This is a genomic window from Arthrobacter sp. MW3 TE3886 (assembly GCF_041262145.1).
GTDB lineage: Bacteria > Actinomycetota > Actinomycetes > Actinomycetales > Micrococcaceae > Arthrobacter.
Window position 1 is genome coordinate 2,883,081 of the sequence record NZ_JBGCAN010000001.1, and the last position, 24,920, is coordinate 2,908,000.

Annotated in this window: 25 protein-coding genes; 1 reads left to right on the forward strand and 24 read right to left on the reverse strand. The window is 67.8% G+C overall.

Going from position 1 to position 24,920, the window contains the following annotated elements:
* Positions 1-48: 48 nt before the first annotated feature.
* From rpoZ to pyrR, 10 genes are all read right to left on the reverse strand, one after another.
* Positions 49-309, reverse strand: coding sequence for a DNA-directed RNA polymerase subunit omega (rpoZ, locus tag ABH915_RS13090; protein WP_018773134.1), 261 nt, complete (start codon positions 307-309; stop codon positions 49-51).
* Between the two features lie 39 nt (positions 310-348).
* Positions 349-921: a guanylate kinase gene (gmk, locus tag ABH915_RS13095; RefSeq protein WP_018773135.1), complete on the reverse strand. Its 573-nt coding sequence runs from the start codon at positions 919-921 to the stop codon at positions 349-351.
* Positions 922-961: 40 nt separating this feature from the next.
* Complete coding sequence (mihF, locus tag ABH915_RS13100; protein ID WP_018773136.1) at positions 962-1,279, reverse strand: integration host factor, actinobacterial type; 318 nt, start codon at positions 1,277-1,279, stop codon at positions 962-964.
* A 189-nt stretch (positions 1,280-1,468) separates the two neighbouring features.
* Entirely contained in the window at positions 1,469-2,335 is an 867-nt protein-coding gene (gene pyrF / locus ABH915_RS13105) for an orotidine-5'-phosphate decarboxylase (RefSeq protein ID WP_370121930.1), read from the reverse strand.
* The gene (gene carB, locus ABH915_RS13110) at positions 2,328-5,627 is read right to left on the reverse strand and encodes a carbamoyl-phosphate synthase large subunit (protein ID WP_018773138.1); all 3,300 of its coding nucleotides are present in this window, start codon (positions 5,625-5,627) and stop codon (positions 2,328-2,330) included. Before carB ends, pyrF begins: the two co-directional genes overlap by 8 nt.
* A complete protein-coding gene (gene carA / locus ABH915_RS13115) occupies positions 5,627-6,877 on the reverse strand; it encodes a glutamine-hydrolyzing carbamoyl-phosphate synthase small subunit (protein ID WP_370121933.1) in 1,251 nt (416 codons plus the stop codon). The genes carB and carA overlap by 1 nt, the downstream gene beginning before the upstream one ends.
* Positions 6,878-6,914: 37 nt before the next feature.
* The gene (locus ABH915_RS13120) at positions 6,915-7,436 is read right to left on the reverse strand and encodes a hypothetical protein (RefSeq protein ID WP_370121936.1); all 522 of its coding nucleotides are present in this window, start codon (positions 7,434-7,436) and stop codon (positions 6,915-6,917) included.
* Complete coding sequence (locus ABH915_RS13125; RefSeq protein WP_370121938.1) at positions 7,433-8,821, reverse strand: dihydroorotase; 1,389 nt, start codon at positions 8,819-8,821, stop codon at positions 7,433-7,435. The genes ABH915_RS13120 and ABH915_RS13125 overlap by 4 nt, the downstream gene beginning before the upstream one ends.
* Positions 8,821-9,891 carry an aspartate carbamoyltransferase catalytic subunit gene (locus ABH915_RS13130; protein ID WP_370121941.1) on the reverse strand — a complete coding sequence of 357 codons (1,071 nt, stop codon included), beginning with the start codon at positions 9,889-9,891 and terminating at the stop codon, positions 8,821-8,823. Before ABH915_RS13130 ends, ABH915_RS13125 begins: the two co-directional genes overlap by 1 nt.
* Entirely contained in the window at positions 9,888-10,502 is a 615-nt protein-coding gene (gene pyrR / locus ABH915_RS13135) for a bifunctional pyr operon transcriptional regulator/uracil phosphoribosyltransferase PyrR (protein ID WP_018773143.1), read from the reverse strand. The genes ABH915_RS13130 and pyrR overlap by 4 nt, the downstream gene beginning before the upstream one ends.
* A gap of 136 nt (positions 10,503-10,638) precedes the next feature.
* Here pyrR and ABH915_RS13140 point away from each other — a divergent pair, with 136 nt between their 5' ends.
* Positions 10,639-11,913 carry a PrsW family intramembrane metalloprotease gene (locus tag ABH915_RS13140; RefSeq protein WP_370121945.1) on the forward strand — a complete coding sequence of 425 codons (1,275 nt, stop codon included), beginning with the start codon at positions 10,639-10,641 and terminating at the stop codon, positions 11,911-11,913.
* 152 nt (positions 11,914-12,065) lie between these two features.
* On the opposite strand, the gene ABH915_RS13145 is transcribed toward ABH915_RS13140, so the two are convergent.
* The 14 genes from ABH915_RS13145 to ABH915_RS13210 all read right to left on the reverse strand — a co-directional run bounded on the left by ABH915_RS13145 (position 12,066) and on the right by ABH915_RS13210 (position 24,803).
* A complete protein-coding gene (locus ABH915_RS13145) occupies positions 12,066-12,893 on the reverse strand; it encodes a cation diffusion facilitator family transporter (protein ID WP_370121948.1) in 828 nt (275 codons plus the stop codon).
* A complete protein-coding gene (locus ABH915_RS13150) occupies positions 12,890-13,216 on the reverse strand; it encodes an ArsR/SmtB family transcription factor (protein WP_370121951.1) in 327 nt (108 codons plus the stop codon). Before ABH915_RS13150 ends, ABH915_RS13145 begins: the two co-directional genes overlap by 4 nt.
* A gap of 246 nt (positions 13,217-13,462) precedes the next feature.
* Positions 13,463-13,873: a transcription antitermination factor NusB gene (gene nusB / locus ABH915_RS13155; protein ID WP_018773145.1), complete on the reverse strand. Its 411-nt coding sequence runs from the start codon at positions 13,871-13,873 to the stop codon at positions 13,463-13,465.
* Entirely contained in the window at positions 13,873-14,436 is a 564-nt protein-coding gene (efp, locus tag ABH915_RS13160; protein WP_018773146.1) for an elongation factor P, read from the reverse strand. Before efp ends, nusB begins: the two co-directional genes overlap by 1 nt.
* A gap of 155 nt (positions 14,437-14,591) precedes the next feature.
* Entirely contained in the window at positions 14,592-15,110 is a 519-nt protein-coding gene (locus ABH915_RS13165) for a tetratricopeptide repeat protein (RefSeq protein WP_370121956.1), read from the reverse strand.
* The gene (aroB, locus tag ABH915_RS13170; protein WP_370121959.1) at positions 15,110-16,201 is read right to left on the reverse strand and encodes a 3-dehydroquinate synthase; all 1,092 of its coding nucleotides are present in this window, start codon (positions 16,199-16,201) and stop codon (positions 15,110-15,112) included. The genes ABH915_RS13165 and aroB overlap by 1 nt, the downstream gene beginning before the upstream one ends.
* On the reverse strand, positions 16,201-16,755 hold the full coding sequence (locus ABH915_RS13175; protein WP_370121962.1) for a shikimate kinase: 555 nt from the start codon (positions 16,753-16,755) through the stop codon (positions 16,201-16,203). Before ABH915_RS13175 ends, aroB begins: the two co-directional genes overlap by 1 nt.
* A 65-nt stretch (positions 16,756-16,820) precedes the next feature.
* Positions 16,821-18,020, reverse strand: coding sequence for a chorismate synthase (gene aroC, locus ABH915_RS13180; protein ID WP_026266381.1), 1,200 nt, complete (start codon positions 18,018-18,020; stop codon positions 16,821-16,823).
* A 26-nt stretch (positions 18,021-18,046) separates the two neighbouring features.
* A complete protein-coding gene (locus ABH915_RS13185) occupies positions 18,047-18,958 on the reverse strand; it encodes a shikimate dehydrogenase (RefSeq protein WP_370121964.1) in 912 nt (303 codons plus the stop codon).
* Positions 18,955-20,697 (reverse strand): endolytic transglycosylase MltG, encoded by a 1,743-nt coding sequence (gene mltG, locus ABH915_RS13190; RefSeq protein WP_370121966.1) that lies wholly within the window; start codon positions 20,695-20,697, stop codon positions 18,955-18,957. Before mltG ends, ABH915_RS13185 begins: the two co-directional genes overlap by 4 nt.
* Positions 20,694-21,278 carry a Holliday junction resolvase RuvX gene (gene ruvX, locus ABH915_RS13195; RefSeq protein ID WP_370121969.1) on the reverse strand — a complete coding sequence of 195 codons (585 nt, stop codon included), beginning with the start codon at positions 21,276-21,278 and terminating at the stop codon, positions 20,694-20,696. The genes mltG and ruvX overlap by 4 nt, the downstream gene beginning before the upstream one ends.
* A gap of 10 nt (positions 21,279-21,288) precedes the next feature.
* A complete protein-coding gene (gene alaS, locus ABH915_RS13200; protein WP_370121972.1) occupies positions 21,289-23,967 on the reverse strand; it encodes an alanine--tRNA ligase in 2,679 nt (892 codons plus the stop codon).
* A gap of 175 nt (positions 23,968-24,142) precedes the next feature.
* Positions 24,143-24,409 (reverse strand): DUF6167 family protein, encoded by a 267-nt coding sequence (locus tag ABH915_RS13205; RefSeq protein ID WP_370121975.1) that lies wholly within the window; start codon positions 24,407-24,409, stop codon positions 24,143-24,145.
* Between the two features lie 19 nt (positions 24,410-24,428).
* Positions 24,429-24,803, reverse strand: a complete 375-nt coding sequence (locus ABH915_RS13210) for a DUF948 domain-containing protein (protein ID WP_018773156.1) — start codon at positions 24,801-24,803, stop codon at positions 24,429-24,431.
* Between the last annotated feature and the right edge of the window lie 117 nt (positions 24,804-24,920).

A 24,920-nucleotide genomic window follows, 5' to 3' on the forward strand; every position in this document is an offset into this window, starting at 1 on the left:
TCTCCGTCAGCAGGCAGTCTGTTTACTTGGCTCTTCCCGCGGAGGGAATTACTCTGCGGTTTCGATCGGCGTGGAGACGAGCTTGCCTTCGTTGATCTCGCGCAGCGCGATCGACAGGGACTTCTCGTTCAGCTTGGTGTCGACCAGCGGGCCAACGTACTCAAAGAGGCCCTCATGCAGCTGGGCGTAGTACGCGTTGATCTGGCGTGCGCGCTTGGCACCGAAAATCACCAGTCCGTACTTCGAGTCGGCGGCCTTCAGCAGCTCGTCGATCGGCGGGTTGATGATGCCTTCAAGGTTCGTGGACACGAATTCTCCAAATTCTAACGGGCCGGTACGTCCGGGCGTCTAGCGCGGGTTCGGGGTCAGCCCCATGAGTGAAACAAGCTCGTCCGCTGCCCGACGAACGTCATCATTGATGACGGTGTGGTCGAACTCCGGTTCAGCGGCAAGTTCTAGTTTAGCGGTTTCCAGCCTCTGCTGCTGTTCTTCGGTGCTTTCCGTGCCGCGGCCGACCAGCCGGCGGACCATTTCGTCCCAGCTCGGGGGCGCCAGGAACACAAACTGGGCATCCGGGACGGCCTGCTTGACCTGCCGGGCGCCCTGCAGGTCGATCTCCAGCAGCACCGAGCGGCCCTCGGCAATGGCGGCGTCAACCGTGCTGCGCAGCGTGCCGTAGCGGTTCCGGCCGTGGACGACGGCCCATTCGAGCAATTCGCCGTTTTCGACCAAAGAATCGAATTCCTCGGCCGATTTGAAGAAGTAGTGGATCCCGTCCTGCTCCCCCGGCCGCGGCGGGCGCGTGGTGGCAGACACGGAGAGCCAGACGCCGGGATAGTTATCCCGGATGTAGGTGGACACGGTGCCTTTGCCAACAGCCGTCGGGCCGGCGAGGACTGTCAGTCCCGGTTTCTTGCTCACATATTCCTTTGGGCGGTGGTGGGCAACTCGGCGGACCGAGCTACTTGTCGTCAATAAAATCTACCAGCGCCCGGCGCTGGTGGATTCCCAGGCCGCGGACCCGTCGGGACTGTGCGATGCCGAGCTGGTCCATGATGGCCGCCGCCCGGACCCGGCCGATCCCGGGCAGGGCCTCGAGCAGCTCCACGATTCTCATGCGGGCAATGGCGTCGTCGGATTCGGCGGCGCTGATGACTTTGGCGATGGTCAGCTCGCCCGTCTTGAGGCGCTCCTTGGCCTCGGCCCTGGTGGCCCTTGCGGCAGCAGCCTTGCGAAGGGCGTCGGAACGCTCCTGAGGAGTGAGTGGTCTCAAACTCACGGAAGGCCTCCCTGCATGGCGGGACGGGGCACTCATGCCCTTGCCCCGAACCTACCGTCAGGCGGCGGCAGAAATCAATGGAAATCTGCGCGCCGGCCAGTTCGGGAACGGAAAAGCGCAGTCCCCGGACGGGGCAGCCCGCGGCCCGGGTCCGTTGGCTCCGGTCCCGGGCCGGTGTGGCGGCTGCCGCTATGCGGCGAGGAGTTCGTCGAGGGTGCGCCGCGCGGCATCCCGGAGGGCATGCTGCTGCGGTCCGGCTCCGAGGATGTCCCGGCTTGAGGTGCCCAGGACCTGGGGATAGGCCGCACCGAAAGTGCGGCGCAGGTCCGCGGCGGTGGCTCCCTGCGCACCCAGCCCGGGGGCAAGGATGGGCCCGCGGACCGCCGCCAGATCGAGATCCAGTGCGGTGAGGGCGGAGCCCACGGTGGCGCCGACCACCAGGCCCACGGAACCAAGGGAACCGTCATAGCGGCGGTTCTCCACCGCGGCCGCTTCCGTGATCCGCCGCGCCACGGAGTCCGTCCCGCCGACGTGCTGGACCGAGGCTCCCTCCGGGTTCGAGGTCAGCGCCAGGACGAACACCCCGCGCCCGGTCTCGGCCGCCAGGTCCAGAGCGGGCCGGAGTGACTCGAAGCCCAGGTACGGGCTCAACGTCACCGAATCCGCGGCCAGGGCCGAACCGTCCCGCAGCCAGGCGTCCGCGTAGGCGGCCATGGTGGAGCCGATGTCGCCGCGTTTGGCGTCCGCGATGGTCAGCACGGACGCTTCAGCGGCCGCCGCCAGGGTGCGTTCGAGCACGGCGATGCCGGCCGAGCCGTGGCGCTCATACAGGGCCACCTGCGGTTTCACCGCGGCAGCGAGGGAACCCACGGCCTCCAGCACGGTCAGCGAGAAGCGTTCCAGCCCGGCGGCGTCGTCACCCAGCCCCCAACGCTGCAGCAGCGCCGGGTGCGGGTCGATGCCGACGCACAGCGGGCCGCGGGCCGCCATGGCCCGCCCCAGCCGGGAGCCGAAGGACTCCCGGCCGGCCGTTTCGGCGGCGGATGCCTCAGGCATCCTGGAGCGCCTTCAGGTTCGCGGCGTGCTCCTGCAGACTCGTGACCGACCATTCATAGGTGCGCAGCGCCTCGATGGCCTGGACGGCGGCGTTGAACTCGGCCACGGTGGTGATGCACGGGATCCCGATCGACGTCGCGGCGGCACGGAGTTCGTAGCCGTCGCTGCGGGCCTCGCCACCGGAGGGGGTGTTGAAGACCATGTCGATCTCGCCGGCGATGATGAGGTCGGCGATGGTGCCTTCACCCTCGGCGCTGGAGCCCTCCGCGACCTTCCGGACCGGGGTGGCCTGGATGCCGTTGCGGCGAAGCACGTCGGCCGTGCCGCCGGTGGAGACGATCTCGAAGCCTAGGTCCGAAAGCCGCTTGACGCCCATGATGACCGAGCGCTTGTCCCGGTTGGCCACCGAGACGAAGATCTTGCCCTCGGTGGGCAGCGCGTTGTTCGCGGCCGCCTGGCTCTTGGCGAAGGCCGTGTCGAAGTGCTTGTCGATGCCCATGACCTCGCCCGTGGAGCGCATTTCCGGGCCGAGCAGGGAGTCCACAACCTTGCCCTCGGGGGTGCGGAAGCGGCTGAACGGCAGCACGGCTTCCTTGACCGAGACCGGCGCGTCCAGCGGCAGGGTGGAGCCGTCGCCGCTCTCCGGCAGCATCTTGTAGGCGCTGCGGAGCTGGTTGATGGTGACGCCTGTGCCGATCAGGGCCGCGGCTTTCGCCATCTGCACACCGGTGGCCTTGGAGACGAACGGCACGGTGCGGGAGGCGCGCGGGTTGGCTTCGAGGACGTAGAGCACGTCGGAGGCCAGGGCGAACTGGATGTTGATCAGGCCGCGGACGCCCACGCCCTCGGCGATGGCCAGGGTGGCGGTGCGGACCCGTTCCAGCACGTTGCCGCCCAGGGTGATGGGCGGCAGCACGCAGGCCGAGTCGCCGGAGTGGATGCCGGCCTCCTCGATGTGTTCCATGATGCCGCCGAGGTACATCTCCGTGCCGTCGTAGAGGGCATCGACGTCGATCTCGACGGCGTCCTCAAGGAAGCGGTCGATCAGCACCGGGTGATCCGGGGTGATTTCGGTCGCGTTGGCAATGTAGCGGGAGAGGTTGGGCTCGTCGTAGACGATCTCCATGCCGCGTCCGCCGAGGACGTAGGAGGGGCGGACCAGGACGGGGTAACCGATCTCGTCGGCGATCTTCTTGGCGTCCTCGAAGGACACGGCGGTGCCGTTCTTCGGCGAGACGAGCCCGGCCTTGTCGAGGACGCGGGAGAAGGCGCCGCGGTGCTCGGCGAGGTCGATTGCCTCCGGCGAGGTGCCGAGGATCGGCACGCCGGCGTCGGCGAGCTGCTGGGCGAGCTTGAGCGGGGTCTGGCCGCCGAGCTGGACGAAGACGCCCATGACCCCGCCGGTGCGTTCCTCGGCCGCGATGACCTCGAGGACGTCCTCCAGGGTGAGCGGCTCGAAGTAGAGCCGGGTGGAGACGTCGTAGTCCGTGGAGACGGTTTCCGGGTTGCAGTTGACCATCACGGTCTCGTAGCCGGCCTTGCGCAGTGCCATCGATGCGTGGACGCAGGAGTAGTCGAACTCGATGCCCTGGCCGATCCGGTTGGGTCCGGACCCGAGGATGATGATGGACGGCTTGGCGTGCAGCGCCACCTCGTCCTCCTCGTCATAGGAGGAGTAGTGGTACGGGGTGTAGGCGGCGAACTCGGCCGCGCAGGTGTCCACGGTCTTGTAGACGGGACGGATGCCCAGGGCCTGCCGGACCCCTCGGACGACGTCCTCGGAGTTGTGGGTCAGCGCACCGATCTGTTCGTCGGAGAAGCCGTGGCGCTTGGCGCGGGTCAGCATCTCCGGGGTCAGCGCCGCGGCCTGGCGGATTTCGAGGGAGATCTCGTTCAGCAGCTGGAGCTGGTCCAGGTACCAGGGGTCGATCTTGGTCGCCTCGAAGAGCTGTTCGACGGTGGCGCCGCCGAGCATGGCGCGCTGCACCTGGTGCAGGCGCTCGGTGGTGGGACGCTTGGCCTTTTCGATCAGCTCCGCGACTTCCCATTCCGGGACGTGGCTGAAGTCCAGCTGGGAGCCCTTCTGCTCCAGGGAGCGCAGCGCCTTCTGCAGCGCCTCGGTGAAGTTCCGGCCCATGGCCATGGCCTCGCCCACCGACTTCATGGTGGTGGTCAGGGTGGGGTCCGCCGCCGGGAACTTCTCGAAGGCGAAGCGCGGGACCTTCACCACCACGTAGTCCAGGGTCGGTTCGAAGGACGCCGGGGTCTTCTGGGTGATGTCGTTCGGGATCTCGTCCAGGGTGTAGCCGAGGGACAGCTTCGTGGCGATCTTGGCGATCGCGAAGCCGGTGGCCTTGGACGCGAGGGCGGAGGAACGGGAGACGCGGGGGTTCATTTCAATCACGACGACGCGGCCGGTGTCAGGCTCGACGGCGAACTGGATGTTGCAGCCGCCGGTGTCAACGCCCACCTCGCGGATAACGGCGATGGAGATGTCGCGCAGCCGCTGGTATTCGCGGTCCGTCAGGGTCAGGGCCGGAGCGACGGTGATCGAGTCGCCGGTGTGCACGCCGACCGGGTCGAAGTTCTCGATGGAGCAGACCACCACGACGTTGTCGTTCTTGTCCCGCATCATCTCGAGCTCGTACTCCTTCCAGCCGAGGATGCTCTCTTCGAGCAGCACCTCGGACGTGGGGCTGTACTGCAGGCCCTGGCCGACAATCCGGCGCAGGTCCCCCTCGTCGTAGGCCAGCCCGGAGCCCAGGCCGCCCATGGTGAAGGAGGGCCGGACGACCATCGGGTAACCGAGGTCCCCGGCCGCCTCGAGTGCCTCGTCCATGGTGTGGATGATGTGGCTGCGGGCCGACTCGGCGCCGCAGCGCTCCACGACGCCCTTGAACTTCTCGCGGTCCTCGCCAAGCTCAATCGCGGCAATATTGGCGCCGATCAGCTCGACGTTGTACTTCTCCAGGACGCCGTTCTTGTCCAGCGCGATGGCCGTGTTCAGGGCCGTCTGGCCGCCGAGGGTCGGCAGGAGCGCGTCGGGGCGCTCCTTGGCGATGATCTTCTCCACCACTTCGGGGGTGATCGGCTCGATGTAGGTCGCGTCAGCGAACTCGGGGTCCGTCATGATCGTGGCCGGGTTGGAGTTGACGAGGATGACCCGCAGGCCTTCCTCCTTGAGGACGCGCAGTGCCTGGGTGCCGGAGTAATCGAATTCGGCCGCCTGGCCGATCACGATCGGGCCGGACCCGATGACCATGACGCTCTTGAGGTCAGTTCTCTTGGGCATTACTTCGTGTCCTCAGTCTTGGAATCGGTGGCAGTCTTTGTGCCGGTCTCTGTCGTTGAAGAAGCGTCCGCCATCAGCTCGATGAAGCGGTCGAAGAGGTAGGCGGCGTCGTGCGGGCCGGCGGCCGCCTCGGGGTGGTACTGCACGGAGAAGGCCGGAATGTCCAGGCAGGACAGGCCCTCGACGACGTCGTCGTTGAGGCTCACGTGGCTGACCTCGACGCGGCCGAAGCGTTCCTCGGGGGCCTGGGTGGCGCCGTTGAGCGGGGCGTCGACGGCGAAGCCGTGGTTTTGCGAGGTGATTTCGACCTTGCCGGTGCGGCGGTCCATCACGGGCTGGTTCAGGCCGCGGTGGCCGTAGCGCAGCTTGTACGTGCCGAAGCCGAGGGCCCGGCCCAGGATCTGGTTGCCGAAGCAGATACCAAAGTACGGGATCTTCTCATCGAGCACGGAGCGCAGCAGCGCCACCTGGTTGTCCGCGGTGGCGGGGTCGCCGGGGCCGTTGGACATGAAGAAGCCGTCGGGGTTGACGGCCTGGACGTCGGCGAGGGTTGCCGTGGCGGGCAGCACGTGCACCCGGACCCCGCGCTCGGCGAAGCGGACCGGGGTCATGCGCTTGATGCCGAGGTCGATCGCGGCAATGCTGAACCGAGGCTCGCCGTCCCAGCCGAAGTCCTTGGGCTCCACCGTGTAGGCGGCGTCCACGCTGACTTCCTCGGCGAGTCGGGAGCCTTCCATCGGCGCGCTGGCCAGGACGGCGTCGACGAGGTCCTTGTCCGTGGCGCGGGCGGCGTCGCCGGAGAAGATGCCGGCGCGCATGGTCTTGTGTTCGCGCAGGTGGCGGGTGATGGCGCGGGTGTCGACGCCCTGGATGCCGACGATCCCCTGCTCGACGAGCTCGTCGTCGAGGGAGCGTTCGGAACGCCAGTTGGAGGGCCGGCGCGCGGCGTCGCGGACGACGTAGCCGGCCACCCAGATGCGGCGGGACTCGGCGTCGTCGGCGTTGACGCCGGTGTTGCCAATGTGCGGCGCGGTCTGCACCACGAGCTGGCGAGCGTAGGAGGGGTCGGTGATGGTCTCCTGGTAGCCGGTCATGCCGGTCGCGAAGACTGCCTCGCCGAGGGCCGTTCCGGTGGCGCCGTAGCTGGTGCCGCGGAAAATCCGGCCGTCCTCGAGTACGAGGACTGCGGGGGTGGATGCTGCTGCAGCGGGTGTTGTCACTGAATTTTCTGACACTGAATTTTCTGGCACTGTTTTTTCTGACACTGCGTTGGAGTCCGTCACGTCGTTACTTTCCACTATCGGCTTCTGCCTGAGGGGCTGCGGAGATCAAATTTTGGAGGGTGGTGAGGAGCACGGTCTTGTCCTCGGCGCGGCGCGTCCGGTAGCCGGTGTCGAGTTCGTGGGAACCGAGCATCCAGCTGAGCACCAGCAGGCCGTCCTTTTCCACGAACTTTCCGGCCATGCCGCTTTCCTGCCGCACACCGGTGAGGCGTCCGGCCGGGATGAACACCGGGCCGGCGCCCGCGCGCTCGAACAGCACGCCTTCGGGGTGCACGGAGAGCCTGGCGTTGGTGCGGATGCCCAGATGGTGCACGGCGATCCGGTCCAGCCAGTCGCCGGCGGTGGTGGAGGCGACGTACTGTCCGTCGGCGGCGGCCAGCGGGGCGCCGAGGCCGGCCGGAACCTCGGGGAGGGGCTCGACGTCGGACTGACGGCGCAGGCGGTTACGCCAGCCGACGGCGATGAGGGCAAGCGCGACGCCAATCAGGACGAGCGTGAAGAGCAGGGAAAGGTCCTTGACACTCACGGGCGGCGGCCCGCCGGTCCGGCGTCGAGCGCATCGACCGGCCACCGGTACGGGGTGTTGAGTTTTCCGTCGAGAACGGTCGGGTGGCCCTTGAAAAACGTCGCCACTACCTTCCCCGGCAGTTCCCGGCCGGCAAACGGAGAGTTTCGGCCCATGGTTGCCATCTTAGAAGGGTCCACGGTCCAGCGCGCAGCCGGGTCCACGAGTATGACGTTGGCCGGCTCCCCCGCCTCAAGCGGCCGGCCCTGGTCCTTGACCCGGCCGATGGCGGCCGGCGCCGTAGAGGTCACACGGGCGAAGTCCTCCCAGCCCATCAGGCCGGTTTCGATCATGGTGTGCTGCACCACCGAGAGCGCGGTTTCCAGCCCGGTCATGCCCATGGCTGCCTGCGCCCATTCGCACTCCTTGTGTTCGCTCGGGTGCGGGGCGTGGTCGGTGCCGACGACGTCGATCGTGCCGTCGGCCAGGGCGGCCCGGAGGGCCTGGACATCGGCGTCCGTGCGCAGCGGCGGGTTGACTTTGTAGACGGGATCGTAGCTGCGGGCGAGCTCATCGGTGAGCCAGAGGTGGTGCGGGGTGACCTCGGCTGTGACGTTGACGCCGCGGGACTTGGCCCAGCGGATGATCTCCACTGACCCGGCCGTGGAGACGTGGCAGACGTGCAGGCGGGAACCGACGTGCTGGGCCAGCAGCACGTCACGGGCGATGATGCTCTCTTCGGCGACGGCCGGCCAGCCGGCCAGGCCGAGGACGGCGGAGACCTCGCCCTCGTTCATCTGGGCGCCGGCGGTGAGGCGGGGTTCCTGCGCGTGCTGGGCCACGACCCCGTCGAACGCCTTGACGTATTCGAGCGCGCGGCGCATCAGCACCGGATCGTGCACGCAGATGCCGTCGTCGGAGAACACCCGAACGTGGGCGCGGGAGTCTGCCATGGCACCGAGCTCGGCGAGCTGCTCCCCCGCGAGGCCCACGGTGACCGCGCCTACCGGGCGGACGTCCACCCAGCCGGCGGTCCGGCCAAGGGTGAGGACTTGCTCCACGACGCCGGCGGTGTCCGCCACCGGGGTGCTGTTGGCCATGGCGTGCACGGCCGTGTAGCCGCCCAGGGCGGCGGCGCGGGTGCCGGTTTCGACGGTTTCCGCGTCTTCACGGCCGGGTTCGCGCAGGTGGGTGTGGATGTCCACCATGCCCGGGAGCGCGACGAGGCCCGCGGCGTCGATGACTGTCGCTTCCCGCGCCCCGGCCACGTCGGCGTCCAGCTGCCGGCCGCGGGCGGCGATCACGCCGTCCCGGATCAGGAGGTCTTCGGCTGCTCCGCCCAGGATCGAGGCCCCCCGGATGAGGTACGTGCCGCTGTTGTCTGCGTTCTGGTGCTGATTGGCCATCAGTGGCTCTCCTGGTGGGAATAGGTGAGGTTCGGGTTGGCGGCGTGGGCCGCGGGCGCGGCCGCAGACGCGGCCGCAGAGGCAGAAACTGCTGCGGCGGCGGGCTCGCGGTTCTCTCCGGACAGCAGCAAGTACAGTGCCGCCATCCGGACCGAAACGCCGTTGCGGACCTGCGCCAGCACCGTGGAGCGGGGCGAGTCGGCCGCGGCCGCGGAGATTTCCAGGCCGCGGTTCATCGGACCCGGGTGCATGATGATGGTGTCCTTGAGCCCCAGGCTGTCGAGGGCACGGAGCCGGTTGTCGTCGAAGCCCCAGCGGCGCGAGTACTCGCGGGTGGTGGGGAAGAAGGAGGCATTCATCCGTTCGCCCTGGACGCGGAGCATCATCATCGCGTCCACCCCCTGCGCGAGGGTCTCGTCGAGGTCGAAACTGACCGCGCACGGCCATTTTTCGACGCCGACGGGCAGCAGCGTAGGCGGCGCGACGAGGGTGACCTCGGCGCCGAGGGTGCGCAGCAGCCAGACGTTGGAGCGGGCCACGCGCGAATGCAGGACGTCACCGGCGATGGCGACGCGCATGCCTTTGAGGTCGGCGCCGGCCGACGGTGTTCCGGCCAGCTTCGACCAGTGCCGGCGCATGGTGAACGCGTCCAGCAGCGCCTGGGTGGGGTGTTCGTGGGTGCCGTCGCCGGCGTTAATGACGGCGGCGTCGATCCAGTCGGTCGCGGCGAGCCGGTGCGGGGCGCCGGAGGCCCAGTGCCGGATGACCACCGCGTCGGCGCCCATCGCCGCGAGCGTCTGGGCGGTGTCCTTCAGCGACTCGCCCTTGGAGACGGACGAGCCCTTCGCGGCGAAGTTGATGACGTCGGCGGAGAGCCGCTTGGCGGCGGCCTCGAAGGAGATCCGGGTGCGGGTGGAGTCCTCGAAGAAGAGGTTGACCACGGTGCGCCCGCGCAGGGCGGGGAGCTTTTTGACCTCGCGCTCCCCCACCGCCGCCATTTCCTCGGCGGTGTCCAGGATGCGGATGGCGTTGTGCAGGCTCAGGTCTTCGGTGGAGAGCAAGTGCCTCATGCGGTGGCCTCGATGACCACTTCGTTGACGGGGGCGCCGTCTGTTGCCCCGCCTCCGGCAGAATCGGTTTCCTCGAGCCGGACCCGGACCTTCTCCGATGAGGAGGTGGGCAGGTTCTTGCCGACATGGTCCGCGCGGATGGGCAGTTCCCGGTGGCCACGGTCGATCAGCACGGCAAGGCGGACAATCCTCGGCCGGCCGAGGTCGATGATGGCGTCCAGGGCCGCCCGGATGGTGCGTCCGGAATAGAGGACGTCGTCGATCAGCACCACAACTTTGTTGTCGATGCCGGTGCGCGGCAGCTGGGTGGGGTACGGCGGCCTGGTGGGCTGGTGGGAGAGGTCGTCGCGGAACATCGTGACGTCGAGCTGGCCGACAATCGCGGCGGCGTCCACGGTGGGATCCGCGGCGGCGATCTTGGCGGCGAGGCGGACGGCCAGGGGATAGCCCCGGCGCGGGATGCCCAGCAGGACGAGGTCCTGGGAGCCCTTGTTGGCCTCGAGAATTTCATGGGCGATACGAGTGAGGGCGCGGTCTATGTCAGCCTGGTTGAGGACAACCCGGGTGAGCACCACCTGCGCCGGACCCGGTGCTGAAGGCACGGAAGTCATGGCTCGTCTCCCCTTTCCCCGCCTCACGGGACGGAATTAAAAAAGGAATATTTGCTCTTTCAAATTACCACAACGGCACTGCCGCCCCGTCGCCGCGGGAATGCGTTTAACCTCACACGGACATAGGCTCGGTTCCATGACGATGAACGAGCCGCGGCCGGGGCATGGGCAACCCGGAGGCTCCCGCCAGCGGCCGCTGCCGGAGCAAGCGAACCCGACGTGGCTGGGGCGGGTGCAGCCGGCGTACTACCAGCGGCCCCCTGCCAACGACCGCAGCCAGTTCCAGCCGGCGCTGCCTCCCGCCCGGCCGGCGGGCGGCGGTCCGGGCTGGAAGAACGGCCGCAGTTCCGGCGTTTTCGGCCTCGTGCTGGCCGGCGGATTCCTGGCGTTCCTCGGCCTCTTCCTGGTCCTTCCCTTCCTGCTGGAGAGGACCGGCATCGCCGGCTTTGCTGTCGGCTTCGTCGCCTCACTGATTCCCCTGACGACAGTGTTGCTGACGGTGCGCTTCATCGACCGCTGGGAACCCGAGCCGAGGGCCCTGCTGCTTTTCGCGTTTGCCTGGGGAGCCGTCGTCTCGATCGCGGTGACGATGCTGATCCAGCCCTATTTCTCACTGGTGGCGGGGCCCGCCTCGGGACTGGACTATACGACGTTCGCCGTGACGGTCCAGGCGCCGGTGGTGGAGGAATTCGCGAAGTCCCTGGGGCTGCTGTTGCTCGTGCTCTATGCCCCGAAACACTTCAACGGACCGGTCGACGGTGTGGTGTTCGCCTTCACGATCGCGGCGGGCTTCGCGTTTACCGAAAACATCCTCTACTTCGGCCGCGCCATCGCCGAATCCAGCGACCCCGGCACGGACCTCGCAGTGGTCTTCTTTCTCCGCGGGGTCCTCTCACCCTTCGCCCACGCCATTTTCACGGGTACCACGGGCCTGGTGATGGGCTTCGCCGCCAGCCGCGGGAACACCGGACTGTCCGTGCTGGCGTTCTTCGCCGGCCTCGTTCCCGCGATGCTGCTGCACAGCGCCTGGAACAGCATGGGCCGGGACTTCCTGGACCGGTACGTGATGGTGCAGGTGCCGATCTTCCTGCTGGCCGTGCTGGTGATCGCGCTGCTGCGGGTGGCTGAGCGCAGGCTCACCCGTCAGCGGCTCAAGGAATACGCGGCCGCGGGCTGGTTCACCGCGGCCGAGGTCGAAATGCTGGCCACCGCGGCCGGCCGCCGTTCGGCGCTGCGCTGGGCCAAGTCCACCGGGCGGGGCGCACAGATGAAGGCCCTGCTCGATGCCGCCACCCAGCTCGCCCTCACCCGGCAACGGATCCTCAGCGGCCGGGACGTGCCGGCCCACCAGCGCGATGAGCAGCACCAGCTCGCCCGGATCGCCGCACTCCGGGCCGCCGTCGTCGGCTAGGAAACGGCGGACGCCAGTGGGACCAGGGCGGTTTCCCACAACGTCGCAACACCGTCTGCAAGTGGTGTTGATGCATGCAGTTCTTGCGTCTACGGGCTAGCGGCGTCGTCGAGCAGCTGCGATCCGCACGTTCCGTGCGGTCGAAACAGCGCTCATCGATCAGCCGGTTTCGTCCCGAGAGTCAAGGTCACCGGCGCCGGCTTCGCATCGGCCTGGCACCCGGCGCAGCAGGCCCCTTCCTGCTCCGCCGGCACCGAAGCCACGGATACTGCAGGGCTGGTTGTGCCGGCTGCTGGTGCACAGCAGTCATCGTCTTCGCCGCCGTGCCCCTGGCCGTGCGCGTCATCGGCGTGGGGAAGGGCGCAGCACGCTTCGCCACGCCAGGCGTTAATGCCTTCACGGACCGCGATGCCGGCGATGACCAGGGCGGCGCCGGCGTCGGCCCACCACCAGCCCAGCGTGCTGTTGAGGACCAGGCCAACGAGTAGGACGGCGGAAAGGTAGGTGCATAGAAGGGTCTGTTTTGAATCGGCGACGGCCGTCCGGGACCCGAGTTCCCGCCCTGCCCGGCGCTGGGCCCAGGACAGCACGGGCATGATCGCCAGGCTCAACGCTGCGATCACAATGCCCGGCAGGGATTGCTGCGCTTCACCGGCACCGGTCAGGGACCGGATGGAGTCAATGGCCACGAACGCGGCGAGAGCGAAGAACGAGATGGCAATGATCCGCAGCGTCAGGTGCTCGCGCCGTTCAGGATCCTTCGAGGAGAACTGCCACGACAACGCCACTGCCGAGGTCACCTCGATGACCGAGTCCAGCCCGAAACCGATCAATGCAGCAGAGTCGGCGACGTTGCCGGCCCAGAGCGCCACGACGGCCTCAACGACGTTGTAGGTGATGGTCGCGGCCGCGAACAGCCGGATGCGGCGGTTCAGCACGGCGCGGCGTTCCCGGGTGGGTGCCTGCAGCAGCGCCGTCATACGAGGCACTCCCCGTCCGGGGCGCAGCACGCCGGATCAACAGCGAGAACAACACCGAGCAGATCCTGGATCGCATGGCCCAACCGCGCGTCCGCCAGCTCATACCGGGTCCGCCGCCCGTCGGGAACGGCCACCACCAGCCCACAGCCACGCAGGCACGTCAGATGGTTGGACATGCTCTGTCGGGAAACTCCCAGCGCCTCAGCCAAATCCGAGGGATAGGACGGGGCATCTGAAAGTGCCAGGAGGATCCGGGCGCGGGTTGGGTCTGACACTGCATAGCCAAATCTGGCCAGGACGGGTGCCTGCGTGAGCATTTCCATACACACAAAGTACAACGCGTGATGTATTCACGCAATTCTGTACTCTCACATGCTACCGTCCCCCGCGGACACGCCCGCGCTTCACCGTAGTAGTACTAGTCTCGAGCTCACGCATCTCCCTGTTACGTTCGGATCAGACCTGTTGCGACGTTTGTGAGAAACCGACCAGGACATGGCGGTCACCGGGGGAACAGAAAGAACCCCGGCCAGGATGTCCTGGCCGGGGTTCTTCGGGGCGCCGAGAGCCTACGCCAGCAGCGAGGGTTTCAGCTGCTGCAGCCGGCCCAGCAGGCCGTTGATGAACGACGGCGACTCGTCCGTGGAGAGCGTCTTGGCCAGGGCCACAGCCTCGCTGACCGCCACGCCGTCCGGGACGTCGTCGTTGTAGAGCAGTTCCCAGGTGCCGATCCGCAGGATGATGCGGTCCACGGAGGGCATGCGCTCCAGGGTCCAGCCCTGCGAATAGGTCTCCAGGAATTCGTCGATGGCCACCTGGTGCGAGACCACGCCTTCGACGATTTCGAGGGTGTACGGGTTGACGATCTGGTCTGTCTGCTCGCGGCGGGACTTCAGCACGTCGAACGCCGAGGCCGAGCGCTGCTCGGCCTCAAAGAGCACATCGAGGGCCCGGTTCCGGGCCTTACCGCGCGCACTCACTAGTCGTTGACCCGGCCGAGGTAGCTGCCGTCGCGGGTGTCGACCTTGACCTTGGTGTTGTTCTCGACGAACAGCGGCACCTGGATCTCGTACCCGGTTTCGAGGGTGGCGGGCTTGGTGCCGGCCGAGGAGCGGTCGCCCTGCAGGCCCGGCTCGGTGTAGGTGATCTCGAGGACGACGCTCGGGGGCAGTTCGATGTAGAGCGGGTTGCCCTCGTGGATGGCGATGTTGACCATCTGGTTCTCGAGCATGAAGTTGGTGGCGTCGCCGACGGTGGCGGCCGAGACGGTGAGCTGGTCGAAGTCCGAGGTGTCCATGAAGACGAAGTCGGCGCCGTCCTGGTAAAGGTACTGGTAGTCGCGGCGGTCCACCGTGGCGGTCTCAATCTTCAATCCGGCGTTGAAGGTCTTGTCGACGACCTTGCCGGACATCACGTTGCGCATCTTGGTGCGCACGAACGCGCCACCCTTGCCGGGCTTGACGTGCTGGAACTCGATGATGTTCCAAAGCTGGCCCTCGAGCTTAAGGACGGTTCCGTTCTTGATGTCGTTAGTGGTTGCCACTGTATCCTCTTAGTTTCTCTCTGGTTCCATCAGGCCGGTGCTATCGGCCGGACGATCTATGCCGGGCCGGCAAGCCAAGCGGCCCGCCAGCGCGTATTTGTCAAAAATCCAAGATCTATTCTACCGGTTCCGGCGGACGGCTGCCTGACGCAGGCTCAGGACTGCAGTTCCAGCACGTCCCTGGCGCGCTGCAACGCAACGGTGGAGGCGTAGATGAGGGCCGCGTCGGCGGACCCGGCGACGCGCAGATCCAGCGCCTTTGCGAAGGATTCGACGGCGGCGCCGATGTTCCCGCCGGCGAAGTAGGACCGGCCGAGGTGCTGGCGGACGGCGGCCTCCTCCAGGGTGCCCTGGGTCTCGGCGAGGAGCTGGCGGAACACCTCCACGGCCCGGTCGAACCGGTTCGAGACCCGGAGCACGTCCGCCTCGAAGATCCGCAGCCGGAGCGAGCCGGGGTCCTTGTAGCGGGCCTCGGCGAGGAGCTCCGCGGCTTCGGCCGCGTGCCCCTCGACGAGCCGGACGAGGATCAGGTCCCCGGGGTCCGTCGAGGCTGCCAGCGCCTCGGCCAGGACCTCGTCATTGACGATCTGGGGCATCAGGGACTGCGGGTTGATCCGGATCCCGGGAAATCCCGCGTCCGGCCACTCGCTCGTGCCGCCCTTGACCATGTGCATCAGGAGGCAATCTCCTGGTAGGCGGCAAACAGCAGGGACGTGTCCGGGACGTCGAGGATCCCGGGCCGGCCGACGCCGTCGAGCACCACGAACCGCAGCAGGTCACCGCGGGATTTCTTGTCCCGGCGCATGCCGTCCAGGAGGGCCTGCCAGCGGTCGCGGCGGTACGTGATGGGAAGTCCGAGGCTTTCCAGGATGCTGCGGTGCCTGTCGGCGTCGGCGTCGCTGAGCCGGCCGACGCTGCGGGCGAGTTCGGCGGCGAACATCATGCCCACGGAGACGGCGGCGCCGTGCCGCCAGGAGTAGCGCTCGGCGAGTTCGATCGCGTGGCCCAGGGTGTGGCCGTAGTTCAGGATCTCGCGCTGGCCGGTTTCCTTCAGGTCCTCGGACACAACGCGGGCCTTGACGGTGATGGCGCGTTCGATCAGTTCCCGCAGGATGTCCGAGCGCGGATCGGAGACCGCGGACGGGTCCTTTTCGATCAGGTCCAGGATGGCCGGGTCGGCGATGAAGCCGCATTTGATGACCTCGGCCATGCCGGAGATGATCTCGTTTTTCGGCAGTGTCTCCAGCGTGTCGAGGTCCGCGAGGACGCCGGCGGGCGGGTGGAACGCGCCCACCAGGTTCTTGCCCTCGGCGGTGTTAATCCCGGTCTTGCCGCCGACCGAGGCGTCCACCATGCCCAGCAGGCTCGTGGGCATGTGGATGACCTTCACGCCGCGCAGCCAGGTCGCGGCGACAAAGCCGGCCAGGTCCGTGACGGCGCCGCCGCCGACGGCGACGATGGCGTCGGAGCGGGTGAAGTCGTTCTGCCCCAGCACCTGCCAGCAGAAGGAGGCGACCTCGATGTGTTTGCCCTCTTCGGCGTCGGGGATTTCCGCGGTCAGCGCGGTGAAGCCGGCGGCGGCCAGCTCTTCCCGGACGGTGTCCCCGGTCAGCCGCAGCGCGCGGGGGTGGATGACCAGGACGCGCTTGACGCGCTCGCCCAGCAGGCCCGGCAGGCTTGCCAGGAGGCCGCTGCCCACTACGACGTCGTAGTTCTCACCCGGCGTTTGTCCGGTGACTTTGATGACGGTTGATTCGGTACTCACTATTCAACTTCCTTTGTCGACGCCGGAGTGGGCGACGCCGCGGCCTGAGCCGCGGCGTGCTCCCCCAGCGCATCTTCCAGCCGGTGAGCCAGCTCCGGAACGCTGCCGCGCCGGACATCGAGGACGAGGTCGGCGAGCCGTTCGTAGACCGGTTGCCGGGTGGCGAACAAGGTCCGCCACCGGCCCATGGCGTCGCCGGCCAGGAGCGGCCGGCCCGAATTTCTGGCGATGCGTTCCGCCACAGTCTCGGCGTCGCATTCGAGGTATACAACGGTACAGCGGCCCAGGAGCTGCTGCGTACCGGAGTCAAGGACGGCCCCACCGCCGAGCGAAATGATGGCGGTGTCGCCCTGTGCCTCTTCGATGGCCTGGGCCACGGCCCGGGCCTCCATCTCGCGGAAGGCGTGCTCGCCCCGGCTGGCGAAGATCTCGGCGATCGTCCCGTGCTGGGCTACCACAAGGGCGTCGGTGTCGATGAAGGCGCACCCCAGGTGCTGGGCGAGCTGTTGCCCGATCGCCGATTTGCCCACCGCCATCGGTCCGATCAGGACCACCGGGCCGACGTTTTTTGCGGCGGGCGCCGCCGCAACGGAGGGCCCGTCGGTGTTCCCGGCCGGCACTAGTGGCCGATCGAGTCCAGGGACGCCGGAATGCTGTCCAGGTAACCCTTGATGTTGCGGGCGGTCTCCTGCACGGAGTCACCGCCGAATTTTTCCGCGACCGCTTCGGCGATCACGAGGGCCACCATGGCCTCGGCCACCACACCGGCGGCCGGCACGGCACAGACGTCGGAGCGCTGGTGGTGGGCCTTGGCGGCCTCCCCCGTGCTGACGTCGACCGTCCTGAGGGCGCGGGGCACGGTGGCGATCGGTTTCATGGCGGCACGGACGCGCAGGACATCGCCGATGCTCATGCCGCCCTCGATCCCGCCTGCGCGGTTGGAGGTGCGGATGATCTTTCCGTCCGCGTCCTTGACGATCTCGTCGTGGGCGGCGGAGCCGCGGCGGGCCGCGGTCAGGAACCCGTCGCCGACCTCAACGCCCTTGATGGCCTGGATGCCCATCAGGGCCGCCGCCAGCCGTGAGTCGAGGCGCCGGTCCCAGTGGACGTAGCTGCCGAGTCCCGGCGGGAGCCCGTAGGCGAGTACTTCCACGACGCCGCCGAGGGTTTCGCCTTCCTTGTGCGCGACGTCGACCTCGGCCACCATGGCGTCCGAGGTTTCGCGGTCGAAGCAGCGCAACGGGTCGGCGTCCAGGGCGATCACGTTGCCCGGGACCGGCAGCGGCCGGCCTTCCGGCACGGCTACGCTGGCGATGGACACGGTGTGGGAGACGAGTTCAATGCCGAGTTGCTTGAGGAACGCCGCAGCGACCGTGCCGAGCGCCACCCGCGTGGCCGTTTCGCGGGCGCTGGCGCGCTCCAGGACCGGGCGGGCCTCGTCGAAGCCGTATTTCTGCATGCCGGTGAAGTCGGCGTGGCCGGGCCGCGGGCGCGTCAGCGGGGCGTTCCGGGCCTGGTCGGCCAGGATTTCGGGCTCCACGGGATCGGAGGACATGATCTGTTCCCACTTGGGCCATTCGGTGTTGCCGACCTGGATGGCGACGGGGCCGCCCTGGGTCAGGCCGTGGCGGACTCCGCCGAGGATCGTCACCACGTCCTGCTCGAATTTCATCCGGGCGCCGCGGCCATAGCCGAGCCGGCGGCGGGCCAGCGCCTCGCTGATGTGGGCGCTGGTGAGTTCCACACCGGCGGGCACGCCTTCAATTATTCCGACCAGTGCCGGGCCATGGGATTCTCCGGCAGTCAACCAACGCAACATACATTCCATCCTGCCATGTCGGGCGGTTAGAACACCCGTCGGGGCGCTCCGACTGCGTCACACATCACATCTGTGACTCCGGCCGGGAGGGCCTCGCCCAGCCCGGTGAAGTGCCGCACCTGCTCCACCGCCTGGTAGATCAGCATTTCCAGTCCCGGGACCACGGTGCCGCCGGCTTCCTGCCAGACCGCGGCGATCCGGCTGGGCCATGGATCGTAGGCGACGTCCAGGAGGACGCCCGGGCTGCCGTGCGCCGGCAGTGCGCTCGACGGATTCGCCGCCAGCTCTTCGGCCAGTTCACCGGCCAGCGCGTCCGCCGCGCGGGGCGGCAGCGTGGAGATGACGACGTCGGCGGCGGCGACGGCGGCTGCCGCGCCGGCGAGGGGAAGGACCCGGACGGGGACGCCTACGGCGTCGGCAGCCGCGCGGGCTTCCGCCGCGCGGCTGACATCGCGGACGAACACATCGGCAGACACCGCCCCCAGCTCCTTGAGCGCCGCGATGGCCGCGGCTGCGGTCCCGCCCCCGCCGAGGATCGCGGCGGTGGGCGCCGAGGCTGCCCCCGCGTGCCGGAGCGCGTTGACGATCCCGGCGACGTCGGTGTTGTAAGCGACCAACCGGGTGTGGCCAGCACTGCCGCCGTCGGATTCGAACGCCACCGTGTTGACGACCCCGAGTACGCGGCCGACGCCCCGGACCTCGTCCACTTCCGCCACCATGGCCGACTTGAGCGGCATGGTGACCGACAGGCCACGCCAGGAACCGTCAGCGCGCACCTCGTCCCTGACCTGCCGCATGAAATCCGGCAGGGCGGCCTCGGTCACATCAATGGCTGAGTAGGCAATGTCCACGCCGAGGTGGGCGTACGCGGCCCGGTGCAGCGCCGGCGACTTCGAATGGCTGATGGGATGCCCAAGGACGGCCGCCCGAAGCGTCATACGCAGCGTCCCGGGTTGGCCTCGCACCAGGCGTTGTACTGCTCCACGTAGCCGTTGTGTTCCGCCAGGGTCTTGGAGAACTTGGTCTCCTTGGTGTCCAGGTTGATGGTGACCCAGTAGAGGAAGTTATTGGACTTGGGCTTGGCGGCGGCGTCAATGGCCGTCTTGCCGGGAGAACCGATGGGGCCGGCCGGCAGTCCCTGGTTGGCGTAGGTGTTGTACGGGTTCGACTTGTCAGCCTTCTGGGCCTCGTCGATGTGGAAGCTGCGGATGCCCAGGCCATAGGTGACGGTGGCATCGGACTGGATGAGCCCGTTGGTCTCGGTGTTGTTGGGCTTGAGGCGGTTGTAGATAGCCCCGGCCACGTCGCCGTATTCGGCCTGGCCGCCTTCGGCCTGGACGATGCTTGCCACCGTCAAGACGTCGTACTGTTTCGCGGGATCGGTGACGCCCTGGGCCTTGAGTTCAGCCTGGGTGTTGCCGACGAGCTTCTGCATAATGTCCTTGGCGGAGGAGCCCAACGGGAAGCGGTACTCTCCCGGCGAAAGGTAGCCTTCGAGGTTCTTGGCTTTGGCCGGGACGCCGAACTGCCCGGGCGCATCGCTGAGCGCTTTCAGCTCCTGAACAGAAATCCCGGTGCCCTCGGAAATCGCCTGCAGGGATTCGCCGATCCGCAACCCGGCGCTGAGCGCAAAGTACATGACCTTGTCCTGGCCCTTGTTGAGCAGGACATCCACGGCATCGGAGTTCTTCATTTCCTGGCGCATCGAGAACGTGCCCGGGTTCAGGGCACCGCCCGAAGCGGTGAACTCCTTGAGGAAAGTGTCCGCGTTCGCCACGACCTTTTTCGACTGCAACTCGGTGGCCACGGACCGCGGCCCGGCGCCGGGTTCGACTGTGATGGTGACCTCACCGGTTCCGGGACCGGGGTAGTCGGCCATGGTGTCCCCGCCCAGGAGCGGCTTGAGGAACTGGGCGCCGACGGCGATTGCGACGACGAAGACCGTCAGGGTCAGCACCAGGGCCAGGAAGCGGCGCCGGCGGCGGACCTTCTTGGACGGACCCTTGTTGTGGCGGACCGCTCCGGCAATCAGCTCCTCGCCCGGGTCGCCGTGGTACTCGGCGTCCGGGTGCGGCTGTGCCTGGGGGTCACCGGAGTTGTCGTAGGCATGGTGCGCCTCGTCGAGGGGGTGCGGAGCGTAGCCATCGTGGACGCCGGCGTCATGGACAGCTGCATCGTGGCGGGCCTCGTAGCCGAGCCGTCCCGCTGACGCATAGACGACGTCCTCGTGGCCAACGTCTTCGCGGACGGGCTCGTCGGGGACAGGTACTTCGTGGACAGGTACTTCGCGCACGGGGATCAGCTGCGTGAAGTCTTCGTGCGCGGGCTCTTCGTGCACTGTTTCCCGGTGCACGGGCTCTTCACGCACGGCTTCCTCGTGCACAGGCTCTTCCTGCGCGGCTTCTTCGTGTACGGGCTCTTCACGAACGGCTTCTTCGTGCACGGTCGGAGCCGCGTCGGGGAGTTCCGGTGCGGACTGCGGCAGCTCGCGGTCCTGCGCGGGTGCCGGGGCCGGCGTAGGGACGTCCGCTCCCGTCTCAAAAGCCTGCGGCGGGATCACGTTGTGGCCCTGGGTGGCCAGAAGCTTTTCCCGGGCCCGGATTTCTTTGCGCGTCAGCGGTCGGCCGGCGCCACCAAGGGCGTCACCGGAGGAGTCATCACTGTTGACCGGGCTCACTGTAGCCTTCCATGTTCTGAAGAGTGCGTCTGTACTGCCGGGCCGGTCTGTGCGCCGCCTCCGGTCGGCCCCGGCGCAGACTCCGCGTACACGCGGGTTCCGACCTCCGTTCCCCTGGCCTTTTGCATATCAATCGCATGTTGCAGAATACCTGCCGCCGCAACCTGATCAACAACTGTACGGTGATTCCTGCTGCTCATGCCAGCCTCGTGCAGGTTGCGGTGCGCGGTCACAGTGCTGAGCCGTTCGTCAATGAGGCGCACGGGCAGCTCGGATCCGGCGTCGCGCAGGGCCAGTGCCAGCAGCTGTGCGTATTCTGTGGCCATCCTGGCGGAGGCGTGTTCTTCGCCCTTCATGGTGCGCGGCAGTCCCACGAAAATCTCCACGGCGTCCAGCTCCGCGGCCAGGGCGGCCAAGAGTCGCACATCGGTGTTCTTTTTCACGTTCCGCTGCAGCGTGCGCAGCGGGGTCGCCAGGATTCCGTCGCGGTCGCAGACGGCCACGCCCACGCGGACGGTGCCGACGTCCACCCCGAGCTTCACGCCCCGGGGATAGACGCCGGCCACAGCAGCTTCAGACACGTGGGCTCCGCTATCGCCGGGTAATGGCGTCCACGACGGCGCCGAGGGCAGCGCCGACCTTGGCGGCGTCGGTGCCGCCGCCCTGGGCGACGTCGTCCTTGCCGCCGCCGCCGCCGCCGAGGATGCCTGCGGCGAGGCGCACCAGGGCGCCGGCCTTGACTCCGGCTGCCCGGGCGGCTTCGTTGGTGGCGATCAGGATCACGGGACGGTCGTTGCTGACACCGGCCACCGCGACGGCGGCGGGCTCGGAACCGAGACGCGTCCGCAGGTCCAGGGCCAGGCCGCGCAAGTCGTCCGCGCCGCTGACCTGGCCGGCGTCGTGCGCAATGACCTTGACGCCGGCGGCGTCCTGGGCGGTGCCGACCAGCTGGGCAGCGGCGGCCGTGAGCTGCTCCTTGCGCAGCCGCTCGAGTTCCTTTTCGGCCGTCTTGAGCTTGGTCAGGGTGCTGGAAATCCGGTCCGCGAGCAGCCCGGAGGGAACCTTCAGCATTTCCGTGAGTTCGGTGACAAGTGCCCGCTCCGCGGCCAGGTGCCGGAAGGCGTCCATGCCCACGAAGGCTTCGACGCGGCGGTTTCCTGAGCCGACCGACTGTTCGCCGAGCAGGGACAGGCTGCCGATCAGCGAGGTGTTCTCGACGTGCGTGCCGCCGCAGAGCTCGCGGGACCAGGCACCGTCGATTTCCACGACGCGGACCTCGTTGCCGTAGTTCTCGCCGAACAGCGCCATGGCGCCGAGCGCCTTGGCCTCAGCGAGCCCCATGATCTTGGTTTCCACCCGGAAGTTGTTGCGGATGGCGATGTTGGAGACTTCCTCGATCTCGGACCGGGTGGCGGCGCTCAGGCCCTCGCCCCAGGCGAAGTCGAAGCGCAGGTAGCCGGCCTTGTTGAAGGAGCCGCGCTGCAGGGCCTCCGGGCCGAGGATCTGGTGCAGGGCCGCGTGCACAATGTGCGTGCCGGTGTGGGCCTGCTCGGCGGCGTGCCGGCGTTCCCGGTCCACGGCGGCTTGAACCAGCGAGTCGGCACCGATTTCGCCTTCGCGGACGATTGCCTTGTGGACGCTGAGGCCCTTGACGGGGCGCTGGACATCCAGGACCTCGACGACGAAGCCGTCGCCGGTGATCAGCCCGGTGTCGGCAGCCTGGCCGCCAGCCTCGGCGTAGAACGGCGTCTCGGCCAGGACCAGTTCGATTTCATCGCCGGTGGAGGCCTGGGCGACCTTCCGGCCGCCGGACAGGATGCCGCGGACCTTGGACTCGCCCTGGAGTTCGGTGTAGCCGGTGAAGACGGTCTCGCCGGCGGACAGCAGCTCCTGGAACGCGCTGAGGTCCGCGTGCGAACCCTTCTTGCCCTTGGCGTCGGCCTGGGCGCGCTGGCGCTGTTCGAGCATGAGCTTGCGGAACTCGGGCTCGTCGACTTTCAGCCCGGCCTCTTCGGCCATTTCCAGGGTGAGGTCGATCGGGAAACCGTAGGTGTCATGCAGGGCAAAGGCGTCGGCGCCGGAGAGCGGCTGGTTGGCGGCCTTGGACTCCTTGACGGCGTCCTCGAGGCGGGCGGTGCCCGAAGCGATGGTGCGCAGGAACGCCTTCTCTTCGGCGTAGGCAATCCGGCTGATGCGCTCGAAGTCGGTCTCGACGATCGGGTAGACACCCTTCATGGCGTCCCGCGAGGCCGGCAGCAGCTCCGGCAGGCAGGCCTTTTCGACACCGAGCAGGCGCATGGAGCGGACGGCCCGGCGGATCAGGCGGCGCAGCACGTAGCCGCGGCCCTCGTTGGAGGGGGTCACGCCGTCGGCGATCAGCATGAGCGCCGAGCGGATGTGGTCGGCCACGACGCGCATGCGGACGTCGTCCGTGTGGTGCGGGTCCTCGGCGGACTCAGCGGAGGTGTACTCCCGGCCGGAGAGCGCCGCGGCCCGGTCGATGACGGGACGGACCTGGTCCGTCTCGTACATGTTCTCGACGTCCTGGAGGATCATCGCGAGGCGCTCCATGCCGAGGCCCGTGTCGATGTTCTTCTTGGGCAGCTCTCCGGTGATGTCGAAATCCACCTTGGAGCGGACGTTGTCGATCTGGTACTGCATGAACACGAGGTTCCAGATCTCGACGTAGCGGTTTTCATCGGCGATGGGGCCGCCCTCGACGCCGTAGGACGGGCCGCGGTCGTAGTAGATCTCCGAGCAGGGACCGGCCGGACCGGGCTGGCCGGTGGACCAGTAGTTATCGGCCTTGCCCATCCGCTGGATCCGTTCGCCCGGCATGCCGGTGTTCTTCAGCCACAGCTGCTCGGCCTCGTCGTCCTCTTCATAGACGGTGACCCAGAGCCGCTCCGGCGGCAGCCCGTACCCGCCGTCGTCCACGCTGGTGGTCAGGAGCTCCCACGCGAACTTGATGGCGTCTTCCTTGAAGTAGTCGCCAAAGGAGAAGTTGCCGCACATCTGGAAGAAGGTGCCGTGGCGGGCTGTTTTCCCGACTTCCTCGATGTCACCGGTCCGGATGCACTTCTGCACGCTGGTGGCCCGCTGGTAGGGGGCCTCCTCCCGTGCCGTCAGGTACGGGATGAACGGGACCATACCGGCCACCGTGAACAGCAGGGACGGGTCGCTGGAGACCAGGGAGGCGGAGGGCACGGCGGTGTGCCCCTTGCTGACAAAAAAGTCGATCCAGCGCTTGGTGATCTCCTGCGACTTCATGAGCTGATTTCTTACCCTTCAATATTCACTGCGATATGTGGCCCGCGTCTGTGTTGCGCGGGACAAGCTGGGGACCGGCACTGATCCGGGCCCGTCAATCTGGTACCCGCCACCGGGGCGTCGGCGCGCCGTCACCCCCCGGTGACGGGCACCTTACTTACTAATTCTCTCCCGGCTAGCGCCGGACCGCATCCCGGCGGGCGACGGTGCCGCCGGAAGCCAGGTCCGTTGCGGTCTCGATCCCGAGCGCCGCGCGGAGTTCGGACTCCCGCTCGCCCATGCCGTCGCGGATGGCATCGGCGAAGTCGAGCAGGCCGTCTGCCAGCCGTCCGACAGCCCGGTTCAGGCCCTCGGGGCCGAGGGCGGACTGGGCTTCTGTGACCTTGCGGAAAGCGATGATGCCGATTGCGACGCCGATTCCCATCCAGATGATTCTGTTCATGTCAGGTGCTCCCGGAGGGTTAGCGGCTGCGGCGGCCGGTGGCGGGCTTTTTGCGGGTGCTGAAGGCGGAGCGCACACCGTAGCTGAAGGCTGCCACCTTGATCAGCGGCGAACCTACGGTGGCGGCCATGAGCGAGGACAGCGCCGAGATGTTGGCGGAGGCGTCCGAGACGTTCGAGGAGATGCCGTCAACCTTCTTCAGCTGCTCGTTGGTGGTGGTCACCGTGGCGGTGACCTCGTCCATGAGCGGGGTGGCGCCGTCGCTGATGGAGCGGATGGTGGTCCGCATTTCGTCGAACACTCCCCCGAGCTTCAGGATCGGCACGGCGAGCAGCAAGACCAGCAGTGCAAACACTCCAGCCGCGATCAGGCCGGCAATATCGCCACCAGACATAGACACTCATCTCCTTGAACTGCAGTGGATACCAGCTTGTTGCGTCGGGTTCCGACGGTTTCGGCCGGCAGTTTAAACCGGCAGGCAGAGCCTGCTCCCGGGGAACTCCCCCAAGTA